Consider the following 19,234-nt stretch of genomic DNA (forward strand, 5'->3'; position numbering starts at 1 on the left):
ATATTTCTTTTTAATTCATTATTTGATAAGATTTGAATGGGTATGCTCAACGCTTCTTTGAAAAGAGTGAAATTATGGAACAACAATCAATTTATCAAGTAAAGTTAGATACATTTGAAGGACCTTTAGATTTATTACTACATTTAATTAACCAATATGAAATTGATATTTATGACGTGCCTATGAGAGAAATAGCTGACCAGTATTTAAATTATATACACACACTACAGGAACTACACTTAGATGTAGCAAGTGAATACTTGGTCATGGCTGCAACTTTATTAGCTATCAAAAGTGACATGTTATTACCTAAACAGGAATTAGAGATTGAAGATGAGTATGAAGAAGACCCTAGAGAAGAACTAATTCAGAGGCTAATTGAATATAAGAAATATAAAGAGGCTTCGCATGTGTTAAAAGAAAGAGAGCATGATGCTAATCAAACATACACAAGACCGCCTATAGACCTTTCGAAATATGAGAATACAGTTAAAGTTACTAAAAGTGATGAAGTAACGATTGTTGATTTAGCGCAGGCTTTTCAAAAAGTACTTAGAAGAAAGCAGTTACTAGAGCCGATGGAGACAACGGTCCAAAGGCAGGAAGTATCAATTGAGAAAAGGATGGACGAGGTTGTAGAACGTCTACAAATTAACAGTGGCAAGCAATCATTTGAAAACCTATTTCCTTATCATGAAAAGTTTGAAATTGTCGCTACTTTTCTAGCTATCCTAGAACTTATGAAAGCTGTAAGAATTTCCTGTTACCAGACTAAAAACTTTGATGATATTATGGTAGAGCTAGCGGAGGTTTAATAATGGAATTAAAGCAATTGAAAGGCATATTAGAAGGGCTCTTGTTTGTATCTGGTGATGAAGGGTTATCAATCAAACAAATTAAAGAAGTATTATCTGTAGACATCGACACCGTTCCTGTGTTGATTGAAGAATTGAAGTATGATTATGAACATAATCAAAGAGGATTATCTATATTAGAACAAAAGGAGGTATATTATCTAACGACTAAACCAGAACATGCACTGTATTATGAAAAGATGAAGGAATCAACCATTTCCTCTAGATTATCTCAAGCTGCATTAGAAACACTGGCCATCATTGCTTATAGGCAACCTATTACAAAAGTGGAAATTGAAGAAATTAGAGGTGTTAAGAGTGACGGACCAGTTCAAACATTAGTATCTAGATTTTTAATAGAAGAGTGCGGGAGGAAAGAAACAAGCGGTAGACCTATTCTTTATCAAACAACAAAAGAGTTTTTAACATTTTTTGGTTTAACTTCGTTAGAAGAGTTACCACCTTTACCAGATGAAGATTTTAATGAAGCGATGCAAGAAGCAGATTTATTTTTTAGTGAACAATAATAAATGTTGTAGAGTTTTTTAACATTAAGGAGGAACTGACAACCGTAATGGATACGCACCTTCTTTCTCAAGCGGAGTCAATTAATGAACATTTAACGTTTATCGAATACGAGTTGCACGAATTTTTGGATTTTACAAGTATTGATAAACTTCTTGATTCTGAAAAGAGTTTAAATATTGAGTACCTTCAATCAATTTTTAAAGAATTTAGATATTTGGCTATCTTCTGTGGTGAAGGACGTCAGGCAATTACAAAACTTTTAAAAACAAATAGTATTGAACAAGAGTATTTTGATCGAGTTTATAAAGGGATCTATTATAAGTGTATTATTGAATATTTTTCTCCAAGGGATGAAATATGGTTTGAAGATAGCCGAGCATCTTATCGAAATAAATGCTCAATTGATTTTCAGGAACATCCAGGTCGTTTAATTGTTGAAACCATTAAAAAGATCGAACCATCATTTTTACAGCTTAGAGAACATTTAGATTATCTTGAGCTTTAAAGAGGCAGGTTATAACCTGCCTCTTTTTTTATTCATACATATTGGACAAGAACATATATTGATTATGAGTAGTTTAAGTCCATCAAGTGAGGAGTTCGTCAATGAAAAAGCTCTATTTATTAACCGTTGTTGCCTTATTAGTTTCTGTATTTAGTACAAGCATTGGTTTTAAAGCTGAAGCATCACCAAATGTGTCCGCAAGAAATGCTATTGTGCTAGATATAGATTCAAATGAAATCCTTTATGAAAAGCAGCCCCAAGAAAAACGTAATATCGCAAGTATCACTAAAATCATGACTGCTATAGTTGCGGTTGAAAATGGAGATCTTGATGATCAAGTTACCATTAGTTCTAATGCAGTGAACAAAGAGGGGTCATCAATTTATACAAAGCCAGGGGATCGTTATTCACTTAGAGATTTGGTATATGGTTTAATGCTTAGATCCGGGAATGATGCTGCAACTGCTATTGCAGAACATGTTGGTGGCAGTGAGAAAGGGTTTGCCTTCTTAATGAATGAAAAGCGCAGGTGGATTGGAATGAAAAATAGTTCATTCAAAAATCCTCATGGTTTAGATGAAGAGGATCATTATTCAACTGCATATGATATGGCATTGCTAACTAGTTACGCAATGAAGAATGATGAATTTAGAAAGATCTTTGGCACAAAGAAATATCTTTCTGAGAATATAGATTACTATTGGTTTAATAAAAATAAGTTGCTGATGACAAATGATTACTGCACAGGTGGAAAAACAGGGTTTACCAAAAGTGCAGGACGAACATTAGTCACCACAGCAGAACGAGATGGAAAAGAGATCGTAGTGGTCACCTTAAATGCTTCTAATGACTGGAGTGACCATAGAGTATTATATGATTATGCTTTTGAAAAACTTGAAAAGCGATCAGATGGAATTGATGAGGAAATGTTAGATTTCCCAACATTCATTAAATCATATTTTGATGTTCTAGATCGAATGCATGGGGTAAAAGAATGGTCAACATAATTTGGGTAGCTCTAGCAGTTGTGGGGATTATTTATGCTATTTTTAACGGGACTATTGAAGAAGTTAATAAAGTCATATTTGAAAGTGCAAACGAGTCGGTCTATCTCATTATAAGTTTAGTTAGTATATTAGTTTTTTGGTTAGGTCTGATGAAAATAGCTGAGGAAGCGGGTTTGTTGGTAAAATTGGCTAATTTATTTAAGCCTTTATTTACAAGGTTGTTTCCTGATATTCCTCATGATCATCCTGCCATGGGGTATATCTTATCAAACTTCTCTGCAAATGTTTTTGGGCTAGGTAATGCAGCAACACCGCTTGGGATTAAAGCCATGAAAGAAATGAAAAAATTAAATGATGATCAAGAGGACGCATCACGTTCAATGATCACCTTCTTAGCTCTTAACACTTCTAGTGTGACGATTATTCCTACCACTATTATCGCTATTAGAATGCAATATGATTCAAGCGCACCTACAGAAATTGTAACCTCTACGATCCTAGCAACATTAATATCTACTACAGGAGCTATATTAGTCGATCGTTATTTTTATTATCGTAGACAAGGGAGACTTGGGTATGATCATTCAAATAAGTAATTACATTATTCCCTTCATCATTTTATTTGTTTTACTATATGGTACTTATAAACGAGTCCCAACTTATGAAAAATTTGTTGAAGGAGGTAAGGAAGGAGTATCACTCGCTATTTCCTTGCTTCCTTTTTTATTAGGTATGATTGTTTCCATTAGTATATTTAGAGCATCAGGTGCCATGGATGCATTTGTTTCATTAATTGCTCCGGTTCTATCATTTTTAAACGTACCGCCTGATATCGTACCATTAGCTTTAACGAGACCTATTTCGGGGACTGCATCCTTAGGGGTTGCAACTGATATAATTAAAACAGAAGGACCCGATTCGTTTATTGGGAAATTAGCCTCTACCATGCAAGGGAGTACGGATACGACATTATATATTTTGACGGTCTATTTTGGCGCGGTTGGAATTAAGAAAATGGGAGATGCGCTTAAGGTTGGACTGATTGCTGATTTTATTGGTATAATAGCATCGTTAGTTATTTGCTACATGTTATTCGGATAATATATAGAAAAAAGGGGGAGCGTTAACTTCTGGTTAACGCTCTTATCTTTGTATATAGAAAGGTGATTTTATGGATCGTCAAGAGCGTTTACAAAAAGCAATTGCTAAAAGCGGATTTACATCAAGACGAAAAGCAGAAAAACTCATTACAGATGGGCGGGTAAAAGTTAATAACGAAAAAGTAACCGAACTTGGAACCAAAGTGGGGCCAAATGATCAAATTGAAGTAGATGGAATTCCATTAGAGAAAGAAGAGCCAGTTTATTTTCTTTTATATAAACCACGGGGTGTGATCTCAAGCGTTAGCGACGACCGTGGCCGAAAGGTTGTTGGTGATTTAATTAGTGATGAGATTGATCAGAGACTATTCCCTGTAGGTCGCTTAGACTATGATACTTCTGGTTTAATATTATTAACAAATGATGGTGAATTCTCTCAAAAACTCATTCACCCGAGCTATAAAATTAATAAAGTATATGTGGCTAAAATTAAAGGAATCCCTTCAAAGGAAGAAATCAATCTGCTGAAAAAAGGCGTAGAGCACGATGGGGAATATTTGAAATGCGTTAGTAGTCGTATTTTAAAAACGGACTTTAAAAAGCAAAAAAGCATTATTGAACTGACGCTTCAGGAAGGTAAAAATAGACAAGTTCGCCGAATGTTAGAATCGTTAGGCTATCAAGTGGAGAAACTTAAACGTGAACGATTCGGACCGTTAAATTTAGGAAACTTAAATCCTGGTGAGTATCGTGAATTGACGCCACATGAAGTAAAGCAATTTTCAGATTTAGCAAAAAAAAATGTTAAATAATGTTCAAACATGATTTTCTTGCGTTTTAACCACAGTGTTATAATGGCGATAAGGAGGTCGGATGATGTTCAAAAACAAGAAAACAAGACTGGTCTTTCGTAGTGTTGTATTGTCAATTTTAGTTATTACAACGATATTAGTTTTATATATAAACAGCCTTCAAGATAATCCGATATTAGCTGAAGGTGACCCTGCAGAAGACTTTGTATTAGAACGCTTGGATAACGGAGAAGAGATTCAGCTTTCTGAATTAGAAGGCAAGGGTGTTATGATTAACTTTTGGGCAACCTATTGCGGACCATGTAAAAAAGAGATGCCGTACATGGAAGAACTGTATCAAAAATATCAAGATCAAGGTATCGAGATTATCGCCGTAAGTGTTGATAAAAATAGAATGGTCATTGAAAACTTTTATAACAGATACAATTTATCATTCCCATTAGTACACGACAAAAATGGTACAATTATGGAACTTTACAATGTACAACCTCTACCAACATCTTATTTTATAAACCCGGATGGAACTATAGAGCGTGTTGTAAAAGGACCATTGACTTTAGATCGTTTAGAGACTTATTTCAAAGAGATTTTACCTAAAGAATAGCAAACATAATTGTTTGACCGTGAGGGATAGATATGAATAAGATCAAATGTGAATGCGGACACATTAATCATGAAGGTACAGTACTTTGTGAAGCATGTGGTAAACCAATAAAAGAAAACCAACATATAGATGGTAACGACCAGCAAAAGGTACTTGAGATGCGTTATGAAGGAAGTGCACGCAGATCCAAAACGTACAAACGAACGTTTATTGATAAAACTTGGGCATTTTTCTCATCAGTTAAAGTGGGAGTTTGGTTAATAGTCGCAGCATTGATCGCAGCTGCTATAGGTACATTGTACCCACAAGAAGAATTTAAAAATTCAGTACTTCCTTCTAGTCAATTCTATGAAGAACAATATGGGTTAACAGGTAAAATATTTTACCAATTAGGGTTTCACAACTTGTATAGCTCATGGTGGTTTATAACGCTAATTGCACTTATTGGTATCTCATTAGTCATCTGTTCTATTGACAGGTTTGTCCCATTACATAGAGCGCTTAAGAATCAAAAAGCAAAAAGGCATGAAGTTTTCGTAAGAAGGCAACGCTTTTTTAGTGAATCAGAGAATGTAACAGAAGATGAGAAAAACAAATTAATTGAACGTTTAAAAAAGAAGCGGTACAAAATCACTGAAGACGATGGACATATTTTAGCTGAAAAAAACCGTTTCTCACGTTGGGGGCCCTATGTCAATCACATTGGACTCATTATAATTTTAATCGCAGGTATCCTTAGAATGTTTGATTTCATGCATACAGAAGGTTATATATGGGTGCGAGAAGGGGAAACAAAGGTCCTTCCAACGACAGAACAACAATATTACATCAAAAATGATAAATTCATTTATGAAACATATGACCGTAACGATGAACGATTTCAGGAAGCACTAAAGAATGAAGAATTTGACGTTCCGAGTAATTTCCAAACAAATGCAACTGTCTATAAAGTTAAAGGCGATATTATTCCAGGTCAAGAGCCTGAACTTGAGAAAGTCACAAGTGGTTCAATTAGACTTAATGAGCCAGTTACATTTGATGGGTATGGCATTTATCAGTCAGGTACTCAGTTGAAAAGTGAATATAAGACTATTTCTTTTAATGCTGAAACGAACAATGGTAACGGATTAGGTGGATTTAAGTTTGATACGAATAAAGACAAACGAATATTTAAACTTGACCAAGGTTACCAAGTTGAAATTAAAGATTATTACCCACAATTTGAAATTACAGAAGAAGGACCTTCATCTTTTTCAAAATATCCACGGAACCCTGGTATTATTTTTGAAGTTACTGGACCTGATATTGAAAAAGAGAGATTCTTTTACATTGACGAATCTGTTATTGCCTTGAATGACAATCACACCATAAACTTATCAGTAGAAGATACAGAATTAATCACTGCTTCTGGGTTAATCGTTAAGAAGGATTACTCACTTCCTTTCTTTTTAATTGGAGCTGTTATATTTATGATTGGTGTTGCACAAGGTTTATACTGGCATCACAGAAGGGTTTGGATTCATCCGAAAGGTGAACAGTTCTTAATAGCTGGCCACACTAATAAAAACTGGTTTGGTCTTAAAAATGAAATCGAAGCATCTATAGAGGGCACATCAATCAATATGGTCAATGACCAACAGGAGAAGATCTAAAAGGAGGGTCTATTATGGATTTATATGCGCTAAGTAGTAATTTCTTATATGCCGCATTTATTTTGTATTTAATTGCAACCTTGTTTTTTGGTGCAACCATCGGTAATAAACGTGAAGCAAACACAAAATCAAAAGCTTCTAAAATTGCTATTACGGTTACGATTTTAGGTTTTATTACCCAACTGACTTATTTCTTTATAAGATGGTCTGCAGCAGGTCATGCCCCAGTCAGTAATATGTTTGAGTTTATCGCGTTTTTCGGTATGATGCTTGTATTTGCGTTTATTATCATTTACTTCATCTATCGAGAAACAATCCTAGGGTTATTTGCTCTACCAACCGCTATCTTAATTATCGGATACGGTTCGATGTTTCCAACTGAAATATCTCCATTAGTTCCGTCGCTACAGTCTCATTGGCTATATATTCACGTAACGACTGCAGCAACCGGTGAAGCTATACTAGCTATTAGTTTTGTTGCAGGATTAGTCTATTTAATTGCAAAAATTGACCAGACTAAAAGATCATCTCAAACCACTTGGCTAGAATTTGTGTTATTTTTTGTATTTGCAACAGCGGCGTTTATTATTATTACGTCTAGTTTTGAAGCAGCGGGTTACCAAGCGGAATTCAACCAAACAATTGATGGTGCTGAACAATCTGTAGAATATCATTTACCACCTTTAATTGAACCTAATAATTCAGAGCTAACCTCAAATGGATTTACATCAGGTATTGAAGCGCCGGCCTGGATGCATGGTTCAAACGCAGGATCAAAATTCAATACATTGGTTTGGTCAATCTTAGGTGGTTTAATTCTTTATGGGTTAGCAAGATTAATACTAAGGAATAGAGTTGCAGCAGCCATACAGCCTAAGCTATCTAGAGTAAATATAGACAAGGTAGATGAAATCATTTACCGATCCGTCGCAATTGGTTTTCCAGTCTTCACATTAGGAGCTTTAATATTTGCGGCTATATGGGCTCAGGATGCCTGGGGTCGCTTTTGGGGATGGGATCCTAAAGAAGTATGGGCACTCGTTACTTGGCTATTCTATGCAGCGTTTTTACATTTACGTTTAGGTGCTGGGTGGCATGGTGAGAAATCCGCCTGGTTAGCAGTTGTCGGTTTTACTATTATAATGATGAATTTAATATTTGTTAACTTAGTTATTGCAGGTTTACACTCATATGCTTAAAAAATAATTAAAGGAGTTGTCTTACATGTCTGAACAAGCGAAAATCTTGGTAGTTGATGATGAAGAGCGAATCCGACGTTTACTAAAACTTTATTTAGAACGTGAGGAATATGTCATAGAAGAGGCTGAAAACGGTGAAGAAGCTTTAAGAAAAGCTTTAGAAATTGATTTTGATTTAATATTACTAGATTTAATGCTTCCAGAAATGGATGGCGTAGAAGTATGTACTAAACTCCGTGAACGTAAGGCAACACCTGTGATTATGTTAACAGCTAAAGGAGAAGAGTCGAACCGCGTTCAAGGCTTTGAAGTCGGAGCAGACGATTATATAGTTAAACCATTTAGCCCTCGTGAAGTCGTTTTGAGAGTTAAGGCTTTATTACGTCGTTCATCATCAACAAAATATTTAAAAACGGATACTGATTCCCATGATGTGATTGTTTATCCTCATTTAACCATCGATAAAGATGCACATCGGGTAATTGCTGATGGGGTTCAAGTTAATTTAACACCAAAAGAATATGAATTACTCTATTATTTAGCAAAGACACCTGATAAAGTGTTTGACCGCGAAGAGTTACTGAAAGAAGTGTGGGAGTATGAATTTTTTGGTGATTTAAGGACAGTTGATACTCACGTAAAACGACTAAGAGAAAAATTAAGCAAAGTTTCAGAAGATGCTGCAAAAATGATTGTGACGGTGTGGGGAATCGGGTACAAGTTTGAGGTAATCGATTCATAATGCTTTGGAGAAGTGTTGTTTTTAAACTATGGTTTACGATTATTTTATTAGTTGCTTTCGTCTTAATGATCTTAACTGTATTTTTACTTGAGTTTTTTGAGGATTTCTATGTTCAAGATGCTGAAGAAAATCTGATGAACCAGGCTGAAAATGTTGCAGTAGTCATAGACCAACATAAAGAAACATCTCTAACTTTAGATACAATTGATCAATTATTAGCACCTCAAACCAGTGTTACGGTCTTTTTTACCGAACATGATTTTTGGCAAAATAAAATGGACGCGAATAAACCTTCTATTGAACCTAGTTGGTTTGTAAGTAATGATGAAATAAGTGGGGTATTTAATTCGAACGAATCGGTTCGAAAAATTACGACACTACCAAATAGTAACGCGGAAATTATAATAGTTGGAATGCCAACAGTAGACAACAACGGAGCAATCTATGTTTATCAGTCACTTGAAGTAGTTGAAGAAACTACTACTAAAGCTACAAAAATCATTTTATTAGCGGCAACTATTGCCATCGTACTTACAACTATTTTTGCATTCTTCTTATCGAGTCGTATAACAGCACCTCTGATCAAAATGAGAAGAGTAGCGGGAGAATTATCCCGTGGTGAATTTAATACGAAAGTTCCAGTATTAACTCATGATGAAATTGGTGAATTAGCTATTTCATTTAACCGAATGAGAAGACAGTTAAATTACCATATAACAGCTTTAAACCAAGAAAAATCGCAATTATCGAGTATCTTAAAATCGATGGCAGACGGTGTTATTACAGTAAATAAACAACTGGGTGTTATGCTGATTAATCCACCTGCTGAACAGTTTTTATCGCAGGTTAATTTTCAAGGAGACAATGAGGATTATACATTGCCACAAGAATTAAGGAAGACATTGCAGAATGTGATTGAGGAAGAGCAGGAATATGCAAAAGAAATTGTAGCTCAAGGACGTAATTTTGTATTAGTCATGACCCCATTATATATTGAAGGTGAGGCCAGGGGAGCTGTAGCAATTATTCGTGATATGACAGAGGAACGACAGTTAGATAAATTGCGTAAAGATTTCCTTGCTAACGTCTCACATGAATTAAGAACGCCAATCTCGATGATGCAAGGTTATTCAGAAGCGATTGTTGATGATATTGCAGAAACTAAAGAGGAAAAGCAAGAATTAGCTCAAATTATTTACGATGAATCATTAAGGATGAACCGTTTAGTTAATGAACTTCTTGACTTAGCGCGTATGGAAGCAGGACATATACAAATTAGTAAAGAAAATGTAGAGGTAAAACCTTTTGTTAAGCGGATTGTTAAGAAATTCCACTCAATCGCTGATGAACAACAAATAGAGTTAGTAGAACATGTTCCAGTTGACTTAACATATTCTTTTGACCCGGACCGAGTTGAACAAGTGTTGACTAACTTAATCGATAATGCCATGAGACACACACCTAATAGCGGTAAAATTGAAGTTAAAGTTGATGAAAGCAATAATGAACTTACGTTTTATATTAATGATAATGGCTCTGGCATACCGGAAGAAGACTTACCATTCATTTTTGAACGTTTCTATAAAAGTGATAAAGCAAGAACTAGAAATGGGCAAAAGAAAGGAACTGGCTTAGGACTGTCGATTGCTAAACATATTGTTGAGGCACATGGTGGTTCAATTTACGCTAAAAGTCAATTGGGTGAGGGGACTACATTTATATTTTCAATACCTCAATAATCGTATACGACAATGAAAAGTAAGCCCAGACTAATGATTTAAATATAATCTTAGTTTGGGTTTTATTCATGCATTCATAGAACAACAATTGCAATATTAATTTGAGATGTTGTTTTATATGATAAAATATTGGGTGTTGTAACTTTTATACATATATTTCGACTATATATTTGAGAACGGAGGCTCTACGAATGAAAGCTGTCTTTCAAGAGCTGTATGAAAAATATCACCAAGATTTATTTTCTTTTATTTATTATATGGTAAAGGATCAAACAACAACAGAGGATTTAGTTCAAGAGGTTTACATAAGAGTTCTAAAATCTTATGACACATTCAAAGGCGAAAGTAGTGAAAAAACGTGGCTATTCTCAGTAGCTAGACACGTTACGATTGATCACTTCAGAAAATACGGTAAACAGAAAAAACACACTGCAAATCAATTTGATGTTAACGAACATTCAAATTTATTAAAAGATCAATCCCCGACACCACAAGAAATAGCAGAAAAAAGCGAAGAAATTCAAGATATGTATAAGTGTTTAGATGAATGCACGGAAGACCAACGCATGGTCATTATCTTAAGGTATATTCAACAACTATCCATTAAAGAAACCGCAGACGTACTTAATTGGACAACAAGCAAAGTTAAAACGACACAACATAGAGCGATTAGCGTTTTAAAAGAACTTATGTTACAGCGCGAAGGAGGGCATACAGAATGAGTAAACAACATAATGATGATTCAATTGAAAAACTATTGTCTGAGATGCCCAATATTAATGACAAAAAGACGTTTGATGATTATTACGAAAAGGTATTAGAAGAGATTAATATTGAAGATGAGCCTAAAAAGAAAAAAATTACTTGGTTATTGCCAGCAATATCAACTGCCGCTGCACTTTGTTTAGCGATCATAGTCGGCTATCAGTTCGTTGGTTCTAACGAAACTGCTGATCAAATAGGTGTACAGAACAATGAATCAAGTTCGTATGATACAGATAGTAATCAACAAGAAAGTGTTGAAAAAGCAGAAGAGGCTGAAGGGGAAGAATCCAAACCATTTTCAGAACAACCTCAGGCTGAATCAAATATAATCGAGTCATCTGGACCCAGACTGTTAAGTGAAGAACAAGTAGTTTCCGATAGCATACACAAGGCAACTTTAATCATTCCAGGTCCTGCCGCTCAATATTTTGTGCCTTTGACTTATTTTATCCCTGAAAATAATGATCCTTATACTTTCTTTAATCAACAGGATGAGGTCGTACAACAAGAAGAATTAAAAACCAATTTAAATCATTACGCCCAATTCGTGGGAACTAATAATAAGTCTGTCCCTATTGTTCAGGTTGATGAAACTCAATTGCAAGGTTCAGCTAGTGAATTGGCACTTTCTGAGTCGCTAAGTTATTTTCAATCATTAGGGCATGAGCAAATACAATTACAAGATTCAGAGGGTAAATCTTTAGACCTTCCTCATTCTGGAACGATCGATCAATACACTTTTGACGAACAAAAATATGCTTATAAATTATTTGAAACTAAAAATAGGTATTTTTGGGTAAGAAAGAGATTAAATCAAAGCATGTCTATGGAAGAGGCAATTGATGAACTAAAGATAAATGAAAAGAATTTAAATGTTATTGCACCTATTCCTAAGGATTTAGAAGTAAATTTTTCTGAGGATAGCGCGGTTTTAGAAATTAATATTCATTCAAAATTATCACCAAGTAATCAGGAGTCCGTGCAAAGATTGATAGAAGCTATGTTATTAACAGCTGGTTCATTCGGTTATAATCAAATTCAATTTACTAATTTAAATATGAATCAAGTAGGACCATATGACTTAACTGAGCCTATTCATGTTCCTGAATATATCAATGTTCAATAGACCTTTTAAGCTTAATTAAAGTATATTAAAAAATCCGAACTGAGTAGAGTCATGAACTCTAATTTAGTTCGGATTCTTCTTAATTATTTTTTATTAATTTTGATCTTGATAACGTTTAACACATTCATCAATTAACTTGCTTGCAGCTTCTGGACCTTCCCAATCACCAATTTCAGTCTTTTTGCCTTGCAAATCTTTGTATGTTTGGAAGAAATGAGAAATCTCATCTAATTTGTGTTGAGGTACATCCTCTAATGAATAAACATCTTTGAAACGAGGGTCTTCAACTGGTACTGTAAGTAATTTTTGGTCTTCTTCACCACTATCAATCATGTTTAGGAAACCAATAACACGTGCATCAATGACGCATCCAGGGAAAGTAGGGTTAGTGACTAGTACAAGTGCATCTAATGGGTCATCATCTAATGCAAGTGTTTCATCTAGATATCCGTATTCTGCTGGATAGAATTGTGGTGAGAATAGAACACGATCAAGTTTAAAAACACCTTTTTCTTTATCAAATTCATACTTATTCTGGCTACCTGTAGGAATTTCTACAAATACTTCTACAATTTTATTTTCTGCCATAGTTAGTCCTCCTTATGCTTATTTCGATTACTTATTATACCAATCTTTATATAGTAAGAAAAGCAAGATTCATGGTAAAATGATATAAAATGACAAAATGTATGTGAGGGAATGCGATGAATGAACAAGAATTAGTGAAAGTCCTTTCATCTAAGATTAAACTAGTCAGAAGCGAATTTAAATATAATCAAGATGAAATGGCATCTATTCTTGGCATTTCAAAGAAGACAATTGTGCAAATTGAAAAAGACAGGCAACTAGCAAGCTGGCCTGTCATCGTAACCTTTGCAAGTATCTTTAGAGATAGTTCTATTATACAGCAGGAATTCGGAGAAGAGGATATTGTTCATCTATTACAAACCATTGCACGAAAAAATATTCACTTACATCAATCTCAAAAATGGATGAACCATACATTTTGGAAAGTCATAGACGAACAAAACGGTCTAATACTGCAAAGACATGTAATGACACATTATTATAGAATAGTTGATCAATTAGGTGAAAGGTTGTTTAGTAGTTTTTATAAAAAAAGTGCTGTCAAACACTTCAAAGAAATGACTGCCTATTATCATAAATAAGTTTATAAGTAACTTTTGGATTTAATGGGAAAATCCAAAAGCTGAATAGATTCTGTTGGACAACCTTCATAAGCATCCTCAAGATCTTCTAATAATTCATCTGGAACTTTTATTGTGCCAGTATTCTGATCAATTAAATTAAAGGCTACACCGGTTTCATCGTAATCAAACAGATCGGGAGCTGTTGCGCCACAAGCGCCACAAGCTATACAAGTGTCTTGATTCACGTAAGTATATTTAGACATATTTAATCCTCCAACATTTCTGAGGTGTGACATGATTAATTTCAAAGAAACATTACTATATATTTTATCACGATTAAACGGTCAACGTACAGCATACGCAGCTTACCATATCCTACAAGGTAAAAAATCAGCTCAAACCATTCAGGACATACACCTTTTTCAATTAAGAAATGCCTATGGTATACTTCCTCATTTAAGAAAAGAAGTTTATTCTAACTGGCTGGATGAATGTATTAAAGATGGATATATCAAGATAGATCCTGTTTCGTTTTCTTTAACTGAAAAAGGCAAGACGTTCATTGATTTTGACGTATTAGATCCATTAATATATTTTAATGGTTTCAAATACCATCGCATAGATCAAAAATGGTTTAGCACATTACAATTGTTGATGCAGTCATTGTCAAATTTATCATATAAGAATAAACGCTTTATTCCTATAACGGATGATTTTGATGTTCAGAATCAGGTTAAACGGTTACTAACTATACATGACCATAGCTTATTAGCAGGATTATTAAAGCATGAATTAGAGCTACTATTAAATCAATGTGAAGAAGTAAATGCCAATATATTTACAATTCAATTATCTGGGTATAAACGGATAGGATTAAACCAGAAGCAAGTGTCAGATTTATTTCAGTTAAATGTAGAAGATGTTCAATTAATTACGAAAGCTGTCATTCACGATCTATTAGGAAAAATCACTCGAGAACGAGAGCAATATCCAATTTTGAGTGATTTAATTATAGATGACCGTCATACCTCATTAACAAGTTCTGCACAGCAAACCTATAATCTATTAAAAGAGGGAAGGAATATAAAAGAGGTTGAACAAATTCGTCATTTAAAAGAAAGCACCATTCAAGATCATATTATAGAAATAGCCACACAAGTTGATGATTTCGATATTGCTCCATATATTGATTTAGAAACAATTAAACGGATTATTCAAGTCGTGAACCAAACCAACACAAAAAGATTAAAGAGTTTAATGGAGAAATTGGATCACTCAGTGACATATTTTGAACTTAGACTAGTTCTGGCTAAATATCATACATATAAAGAGAGTGTCGTTTATGATTAAACAAGGTGATCGAAGTTTAGAACAGGCATTATATCATTATTTTGGGTTCTCCTCGTTTAGAGAAGGGCAAAAAGAAATTATAGAATCGGTACAATTAAATCAACATACACTTGCAACTTTGCCAACTGGGAGTGGAAAGTCTATTTGTTATCAATTGCCTGCGAAACTTTCAAAAGGGACAACGCTTGTCGTATCACCATTAATTTCATTAATGATTGACCAAGTAAAATTGTTGAAATCTCAAGGGTTTAAACAAGTAACATCTATAAATAGTATGTTGGATCAACGGCAAAAACGAAACGTGCTTAATCATTTACATCAATACCAGCTAGTTTATTGCTCACCTGAAATGCTTCAGCACCCGTTGGTTATGAATCGATTGAAACAAGTGGGTGTTTCGCTGTTTGTAATTGATGAAGCACATTGCATTTCACAGTGGGGTCATGAATTTAGACCAGATTATTTGAGGTTAAAAGATGTAATAAAAGAATTAAATGAACCAACTGTACTTGCTTTAAGCGCGACAGCAACACCTAAAATTCAAAATGATATTATTCATTATCTTGATTTGGAAATGAAGAAGATTATTTATCCTATGGATCGAACAAATATATCTTACAATGTACTAAAATCTAATCATGTTACCGAAAAGCAAGAGCAACTCTTAGATGTGATTGAACGAGTCAATGCTCCAACTATGATTTATTTTTCTAGCAGACAAGTAACAGAACAAATTTGCTCTCAGTTACAGAGAAACTTTCCAGAACGATCCATTGCTTTTTACCACGGTGGAATGGAGCAACATGATCGTTTATTAATACAGCAACAATTTATGCTAGGTCAGCTAGATATAATATGTTGTACAAGTGCATTCGGAATGGGAATAAATAAAGATGACGTCAGGTTAATTATTCATTACCATTTGCCAAGTAATATTGAATCTTTTATCCAAGAAACAGGTAGAGCAGGTCGTGACGGTGAACATAGTGTAAGTGTGTTATTATACACAGATGGTGATGAGGCATTGCCTTTTCAGCTCATTGACTCAGAGTTGCCTGAAGATCAAGAAATAGCTTTATATGTAAACCATGATATAAAAGATTCGTTAACAGAAGTAAAAGAGAGATTTCTTAAACTTCAAATAGATCAACTTAATGAAAGTTCTAATGAATACATTATTAAAGAGATAATTAACATCCGTAATAAACGAAAAGAAATTAAGCTTAAAAGTGTTTTAGAGCTATTAAAATGGGTTAATGTTGAACAATGTAGACGACAAGCGCTATTTGAATCTTATCAATCCGTTGTTAGGAGTTCAGATTATGAGTGTTGTGATCATTGCGGATTTGTTTTAACTTCGTGGAAGGTCACGCAAACAGACCGAAGATCTAATTTAAATGAGTGGAGAAGAATACTTAATGAATTGTTACCTAATGAGAAGGTGACTCAATGAAGAAGCAAACTGAAATCATAATGCAACTAACTAAACGAGAATTAATTTTAAACTTATATTTTTCACAAATTATTTTTATAGTAATTGCATTCTTATTATCTTATATTTTATTAAATGATATAACATCACTTATTCATATGTTTAATTGGGAAATTAGAGAGCTTTTTATATATGGCTTCCTTCCCGGTTTGCTTATAGTTATAATAGATCTTCTGTTAATTAAACTTTTATCTGAAAAACATTATGATGATGGTGGAATTAACAAAAGAATATTTACATCATTATCGATTCCTCAAATATTTTTATTAGCATTAGTTGTTAGTTTTTCTGAAGAACTGTTATTTAGAGGAGTTTTACAAACGAGTTTTGGGTTTATAATAGCTAGTATTTTATTTGCATTAGTTCATTTCCGTTATTTAAATAAACCAGTATTATTGGTTTCTGTTTTAATTCTATCTTTTTTAATAGGTTATTTGTTTTTATTAACTAACAACTTGTTAGTTACCATAACAACTCATTTTACGATTGATTTTCTTTTAGGAATGTATTACCGAGTATACTATTCAGAGGTGAAGCCAGCATGGGAGAGCAGGTAAATAAGGTAGAAAAAGATTTAAATGAATACAATTTACCATCTAGAAAGGAAAGGCATAGAAGAAAAAGTCGTTCAAAGAAGAATATAAATTTTGACGTCAATCAAATGAAACTAAGTCAATACATTTTAAAAACATTATTATTTTTATTCGTGATCTTAATTATTACTATTCCCTTTGCCTATATTTATTGGTTACAATGATAATAGTTTTATTATAATCGTCGAGATTTTTTAATAAAACTATACTACTCTTGCTTATATCTAGTGGCAGGAATAAATATATTTTCAGTAGAATTAAATCCATTAAACAATTCGAATTAATTTGAATAATACAGGCAATTTTATGTTAGCCCTAAACATAAGATAATAGTGAGACGGTGGAGGTGGTTACGTGAGATTAGAGCGTTTAAGCGTTAACCAGTTTAAGATTTTCTTAACATATGATGATCTTCAAGAAAGAGGGTATTCCAAAGAAGATTTATGGGATAATTTGCCTAGAGCTAATCAATTATTCCAAGATATGTTATATGAAGCTTGTGAAGAGCTAAATATGGACTTAGATGGTATGTTAGTCGTTAAAGTTCATATGTTACAAGCGCAAGGTATGATTATTATCGTGACTCAGAATGAATATGATGAGAGTGAAAATGACGAGTATATCGAATTAAAAGTGACAATGGATGAGAGTAAAGAGATGATATTTATATTTAATGATTTGGAAGATGTTATACAGGCAGCGAAAAGGGTACAGTACAAATATGATTTGACGAGTAGTCTCTATTCATATGATGATTCGTATTATCTTCACATTAATGAGACATCTTTGACCGAAAAAATAAGGCAAGACTTAATCTCAGTTATTTCAGAGTATGCTTCCCCAAGTACGTTAACATCTCACATTCTTAGCGAACATGGGATTCCAATTGCAAAAGAAAACGCACTACAAATCTTTGTGAAGTATTTTTAAACTATGAGGTGAACATTAAATGAACATAGCGGTCTTATACGGTGGAACATCTAAAGAAAGAGAAGTATCTTTATCAACTGGAAAAGGAATTATTCAGGCACTTAAGCAACTTGGTCATGATGTAATAGGAATAGATTTTAATCCTAAACATTTAGATTCTATAATGGGCAAGGTCAAGGATTGTGATTTAGTTTTTATTGGTTTACATGGTAAACAAGGTGAAGATGGTACCGTTCAAGGTTTGCTTGATTTAATGGATATTCCATATGTAGGCTCAGGTGTATTAGCTTCTTCACTTGCGATGGATAAATCAAAAGCGAAACAAATTTTTGCTAGTCATAACATCCCAGTTGCAAAAGGGATAACATTTGGTAATCATCAAAATGTTAATTCTGTTGAAGAAAAGATCCAAGAGCAATTTAAATTACCTATTGTCGTTAAGCCTAATCAAGAAGGATCAACATTGGGTTTGACAATTGTTAATCAAGAAAGCCAAATCAAAGAGGCCATAGATTTGGCTTTCACTCATGACTTTGAAATATTAGTTGAAGAATTCATCGAAGGCAGGGAACTAACTTGTGCTGTTCTGGGCAGTAAAGGTGAAGAGGAGGCCTTGCCAATAATTGAAATTATTCCTAATAGTGAATATTATGATTATGAATCAAAGTATTCTGAGGGAGGTAGTGAACACATTTGCCCTGCAGAAGTTGATGAAAAATTAACTGAACAAATTAAACAATATGCGGTTCTTGCTCATCGATCATTAGGATGTGAAACTTATTCAAGAGTAGACTTTATCTTAAATAATCAGAATGAACCAATCATATTAGAGGTCAATACTCTTCCAGGAATGACTCCGACTAGTTTATATCCTGATGCTGCTAAAGCGATAAATATGAGTTATGAAGACATGTTAAAGGAGTTTATTTCTTTAACTAAAGTGGAATAATATATACGAAATTTAACGAAGTAATTGATTTAATATTTTTACGCTTCTAATAAAGCAATAAACAAGGGAAAATTATGGCTTATTTTTGTTGCATATTCGGTATGACAATGTATACTAGTCATTGAAAGCACTTATC

General features: G+C 33.7%; 23 protein-coding genes. 21 read left to right on the top strand and 2 right to left on the bottom strand.

The window, feature by feature from the left end; all coding sequences use genetic code 11:
- Positions 1-74 precede the first annotated feature (74 nt).
- From ACFSW4_RS15645 to ACFSW4_RS15710, 14 genes are all read left to right on the top strand, one after another.
- Complete coding sequence (locus tag ACFSW4_RS15645; protein WP_054753219.1) at positions 75-815, top strand: segregation/condensation protein A; 741 nt, start codon at positions 75-77, stop codon at positions 813-815.
- A gap of 2 nt (positions 816-817) precedes the next feature.
- Entirely contained in the window at positions 818-1,381 is a 564-nt protein-coding gene (gene scpB, locus ACFSW4_RS15650) for an SMC-Scp complex subunit ScpB (RefSeq protein ID WP_377330466.1), read from the top strand.
- A gap of 47 nt (positions 1,382-1,428) precedes the next feature.
- Positions 1,429-1,887 (top strand): DUF3907 family protein, encoded by a 459-nt coding sequence (locus tag ACFSW4_RS15655; RefSeq protein ID WP_054753215.1) that lies wholly within the window; start codon positions 1,429-1,431, stop codon positions 1,885-1,887.
- A gap of 101 nt (positions 1,888-1,988) precedes the next feature.
- Entirely contained in the window at positions 1,989-2,894 is a 906-nt protein-coding gene (locus ACFSW4_RS15660; RefSeq protein WP_054753213.1) for a D-alanyl-D-alanine carboxypeptidase family protein, read from the top strand.
- Positions 2,882-3,490 carry a nucleoside recognition domain-containing protein gene (locus tag ACFSW4_RS15665; protein ID WP_377330468.1) on the top strand — a complete coding sequence of 203 codons (609 nt, stop codon included), beginning with the start codon at positions 2,882-2,884 and terminating at the stop codon, positions 3,488-3,490. The genes ACFSW4_RS15660 and ACFSW4_RS15665 overlap by 13 nt, the downstream gene beginning before the upstream one ends.
- Positions 3,465-3,995, top strand: a complete 531-nt coding sequence (locus ACFSW4_RS15670; protein WP_377330470.1) for a spore maturation protein — start codon at positions 3,465-3,467, stop codon at positions 3,993-3,995. Before ACFSW4_RS15665 ends, ACFSW4_RS15670 begins: the two co-directional genes overlap by 26 nt.
- A 70-nt stretch (positions 3,996-4,065) precedes the next feature.
- Positions 4,066-4,806: a pseudouridine synthase gene (locus tag ACFSW4_RS15675; protein WP_377330472.1), complete on the top strand. Its 741-nt coding sequence runs from the start codon at positions 4,066-4,068 to the stop codon at positions 4,804-4,806.
- A gap of 64 nt (positions 4,807-4,870) precedes the next feature.
- Positions 4,871-5,410 carry a thiol-disulfide oxidoreductase ResA gene (gene resA, locus ACFSW4_RS15680; RefSeq protein ID WP_279401532.1) on the top strand — a complete coding sequence of 180 codons (540 nt, stop codon included), beginning with the start codon at positions 4,871-4,873 and terminating at the stop codon, positions 5,408-5,410.
- 32 nt (positions 5,411-5,442) lie between these two features.
- On the top strand, positions 5,443-7,062 hold the full coding sequence (gene resB / locus ACFSW4_RS15685; protein ID WP_377330474.1) for a cytochrome c biogenesis protein ResB: 1,620 nt from the start codon (positions 5,443-5,445) through the stop codon (positions 7,060-7,062).
- Positions 7,063-7,076: 14 nt separating this feature from the next.
- Entirely contained in the window at positions 7,077-8,261 is a 1,185-nt protein-coding gene (gene ccsB / locus ACFSW4_RS15690) for a c-type cytochrome biogenesis protein CcsB (protein WP_377330476.1), read from the top strand.
- Positions 8,262-8,286: 25 nt separating this feature from the next.
- Positions 8,287-9,003: a response regulator transcription factor gene (locus ACFSW4_RS15695; RefSeq protein ID WP_377330478.1), complete on the top strand. Its 717-nt coding sequence runs from the start codon at positions 8,287-8,289 to the stop codon at positions 9,001-9,003.
- Positions 9,003-10,742: an ATP-binding protein gene (locus ACFSW4_RS15700; RefSeq protein WP_377330480.1), complete on the top strand. Its 1,740-nt coding sequence runs from the start codon at positions 9,003-9,005 to the stop codon at positions 10,740-10,742. The genes ACFSW4_RS15695 and ACFSW4_RS15700 overlap by 1 nt, the downstream gene beginning before the upstream one ends.
- Before the next feature lie 191 nt (positions 10,743-10,933).
- Positions 10,934-11,464, top strand: coding sequence for an RNA polymerase sigma factor SigX (locus tag ACFSW4_RS15705; RefSeq protein ID WP_054753207.1), 531 nt, complete (start codon positions 10,934-10,936; stop codon positions 11,462-11,464).
- Complete coding sequence (locus ACFSW4_RS15710; RefSeq protein ID WP_377330482.1) at positions 11,461-12,633, top strand: hypothetical protein; 1,173 nt, start codon at positions 11,461-11,463, stop codon at positions 12,631-12,633. Before ACFSW4_RS15705 ends, ACFSW4_RS15710 begins: the two co-directional genes overlap by 4 nt.
- A gap of 93 nt (positions 12,634-12,726) precedes the next feature.
- Here the strand turns inward: ACFSW4_RS15710 and ACFSW4_RS15715 are convergent, their stop codons facing one another.
- The gene (locus ACFSW4_RS15715; RefSeq protein ID WP_054753200.1) at positions 12,727-13,221 is read right to left on the bottom strand and encodes an inorganic diphosphatase; all 495 of its coding nucleotides are present in this window, start codon (positions 13,219-13,221) and stop codon (positions 12,727-12,729) included.
- Positions 13,222-13,337: 116 nt separating this feature from the next.
- On the opposite strand from ACFSW4_RS15715, the gene ACFSW4_RS15720 reads away from it, so the two are divergent.
- Positions 13,338-13,802, top strand: coding sequence for a helix-turn-helix transcriptional regulator (locus ACFSW4_RS15720; protein WP_377330484.1), 465 nt, complete (start codon positions 13,338-13,340; stop codon positions 13,800-13,802).
- 2 nt (positions 13,803-13,804) lie between these two features.
- Here the strand turns inward: ACFSW4_RS15720 and ACFSW4_RS15725 are convergent, their stop codons facing one another.
- Entirely contained in the window at positions 13,805-14,047 is a 243-nt protein-coding gene (locus ACFSW4_RS15725; protein WP_054753197.1) for a ferredoxin, read from the bottom strand.
- A gap of 31 nt (positions 14,048-14,078) precedes the next feature.
- On the opposite strand from ACFSW4_RS15725, the gene ACFSW4_RS15730 reads away from it, so the two are divergent.
- The 6 genes from ACFSW4_RS15730 (at position 14,079) to ACFSW4_RS15755 (ending at position 19,098) form a co-directional block, all read left to right on the top strand.
- Positions 14,079-15,134, top strand: coding sequence for a helix-turn-helix domain-containing protein (locus ACFSW4_RS15730; protein ID WP_054753195.1), 1,056 nt, complete (start codon positions 14,079-14,081; stop codon positions 15,132-15,134).
- On the top strand, positions 15,127-16,587 hold the full coding sequence (locus tag ACFSW4_RS15735) for a RecQ family ATP-dependent DNA helicase (protein ID WP_054753193.1): 1,461 nt from the start codon (positions 15,127-15,129) through the stop codon (positions 16,585-16,587). Before ACFSW4_RS15730 ends, ACFSW4_RS15735 begins: the two co-directional genes overlap by 8 nt.
- Positions 16,584-17,183 (top strand): CPBP family intramembrane glutamic endopeptidase, encoded by a 600-nt coding sequence (locus ACFSW4_RS15740; RefSeq protein WP_054753191.1) that lies wholly within the window; start codon positions 16,584-16,586, stop codon positions 17,181-17,183. Before ACFSW4_RS15735 ends, ACFSW4_RS15740 begins: the two co-directional genes overlap by 4 nt.
- A complete protein-coding gene (locus tag ACFSW4_RS15745; RefSeq protein ID WP_054753188.1) occupies positions 17,168-17,383 on the top strand; it encodes a hypothetical protein in 216 nt (71 codons plus the stop codon). The genes ACFSW4_RS15740 and ACFSW4_RS15745 overlap by 16 nt, the downstream gene beginning before the upstream one ends.
- Before the next feature lie 190 nt (positions 17,384-17,573).
- A complete protein-coding gene (locus ACFSW4_RS15750) occupies positions 17,574-18,149 on the top strand; it encodes an adaptor protein MecA (protein ID WP_054753186.1) in 576 nt (191 codons plus the stop codon).
- Between the two features lie 19 nt (positions 18,150-18,168).
- A complete protein-coding gene (locus ACFSW4_RS15755; protein ID WP_377330488.1) occupies positions 18,169-19,098 on the top strand; it encodes a D-alanine--D-alanine ligase family protein in 930 nt (309 codons plus the stop codon).
- The last annotated feature ends 136 nt before the right edge of the window (positions 19,099-19,234 follow it).

The sequence above is a fragment of the Piscibacillus salipiscarius genome, assembly GCF_042685285.1.
Lineage (GTDB): Bacteria > Bacillota > Bacilli > Bacillales > Alkalibacillaceae > Piscibacillus > Piscibacillus salipiscarius.

Bases quoted from the DNA above. Each gene is read 5' to 3' on its own strand.
- ccsB (WP_377330476.1), top strand. From the start codon at position 7,077: ATGGATTTATATGCGCTAAGTAGTAATTTCTTATATGCCGCATTTATT.
- resA (WP_279401532.1), top strand. From the start codon at position 4,871: ATGTTCAAAAACAAGAAAACAAGACTGGTCTTTCGTAGTGTTGTATTG.
- ACFSW4_RS15655 (WP_054753215.1), top strand. From the start codon at position 1,429: ATGGATACGCACCTTCTTTCTCAAGCGGAGTCAATTAATGAACATTTA.
- resB (WP_377330474.1), top strand. From the start codon at position 5,443: ATGAATAAGATCAAATGTGAATGCGGACACATTAATCATGAAGGTACA.
- ACFSW4_RS15660 (WP_054753213.1), top strand. From the start codon at position 1,989: ATGAAAAAGCTCTATTTATTAACCGTTGTTGCCTTATTAGTTTCTGTA.
- ACFSW4_RS15740 (WP_054753191.1), top strand. From the start codon at position 16,584: ATGAAGAAGCAAACTGAAATCATAATGCAACTAACTAAACGAGAATTA.
- scpB (WP_377330466.1), top strand. From the start codon at position 818: ATGGAATTAAAGCAATTGAAAGGCATATTAGAAGGGCTCTTGTTTGTA.
- ACFSW4_RS15720 (WP_377330484.1), top strand. From the start codon at position 13,338: ATGAATGAACAAGAATTAGTGAAAGTCCTTTCATCTAAGATTAAACTA.
- ACFSW4_RS15705 (WP_054753207.1), top strand. From the start codon at position 10,934: ATGAAAGCTGTCTTTCAAGAGCTGTATGAAAAATATCACCAAGATTTA.
- ACFSW4_RS15710 (WP_377330482.1), top strand. From the start codon at position 11,461: ATGAGTAAACAACATAATGATGATTCAATTGAAAAACTATTGTCTGAG.
- ACFSW4_RS15725 (WP_054753197.1), bottom strand. From the start codon at position 14,047: ATGTCTAAATATACTTACGTGAATCAAGACACTTGTATAGCTTGTGGC.
- ACFSW4_RS15735 (WP_054753193.1), top strand. From the start codon at position 15,127: ATGATTAAACAAGGTGATCGAAGTTTAGAACAGGCATTATATCATTAT.
- ACFSW4_RS15695 (WP_377330478.1), top strand. From the start codon at position 8,287: ATGTCTGAACAAGCGAAAATCTTGGTAGTTGATGATGAAGAGCGAATC.
- ACFSW4_RS15675 (WP_377330472.1), top strand. From the start codon at position 4,066: ATGGATCGTCAAGAGCGTTTACAAAAAGCAATTGCTAAAAGCGGATTT.
- ACFSW4_RS15715 (WP_054753200.1), bottom strand. From the start codon at position 13,221: ATGGCAGAAAATAAAATTGTAGAAGTATTTGTAGAAATTCCTACAGGT.
- ACFSW4_RS15755 (WP_377330488.1), top strand. From the start codon at position 18,169: ATGAACATAGCGGTCTTATACGGTGGAACATCTAAAGAAAGAGAAGTA.
- ACFSW4_RS15700 (WP_377330480.1), top strand. From the start codon at position 9,003: ATGCTTTGGAGAAGTGTTGTTTTTAAACTATGGTTTACGATTATTTTA.
- ACFSW4_RS15730 (WP_054753195.1), top strand. From the start codon at position 14,079: ATGATTAATTTCAAAGAAACATTACTATATATTTTATCACGATTAAAC.
- ACFSW4_RS15745 (WP_054753188.1), top strand. From the start codon at position 17,168: ATGGGAGAGCAGGTAAATAAGGTAGAAAAAGATTTAAATGAATACAAT.
- ACFSW4_RS15665 (WP_377330468.1), top strand. From the start codon at position 2,882: ATGGTCAACATAATTTGGGTAGCTCTAGCAGTTGTGGGGATTATTTAT.
- ACFSW4_RS15645 (WP_054753219.1), top strand. From the start codon at position 75: ATGGAACAACAATCAATTTATCAAGTAAAGTTAGATACATTTGAAGGA.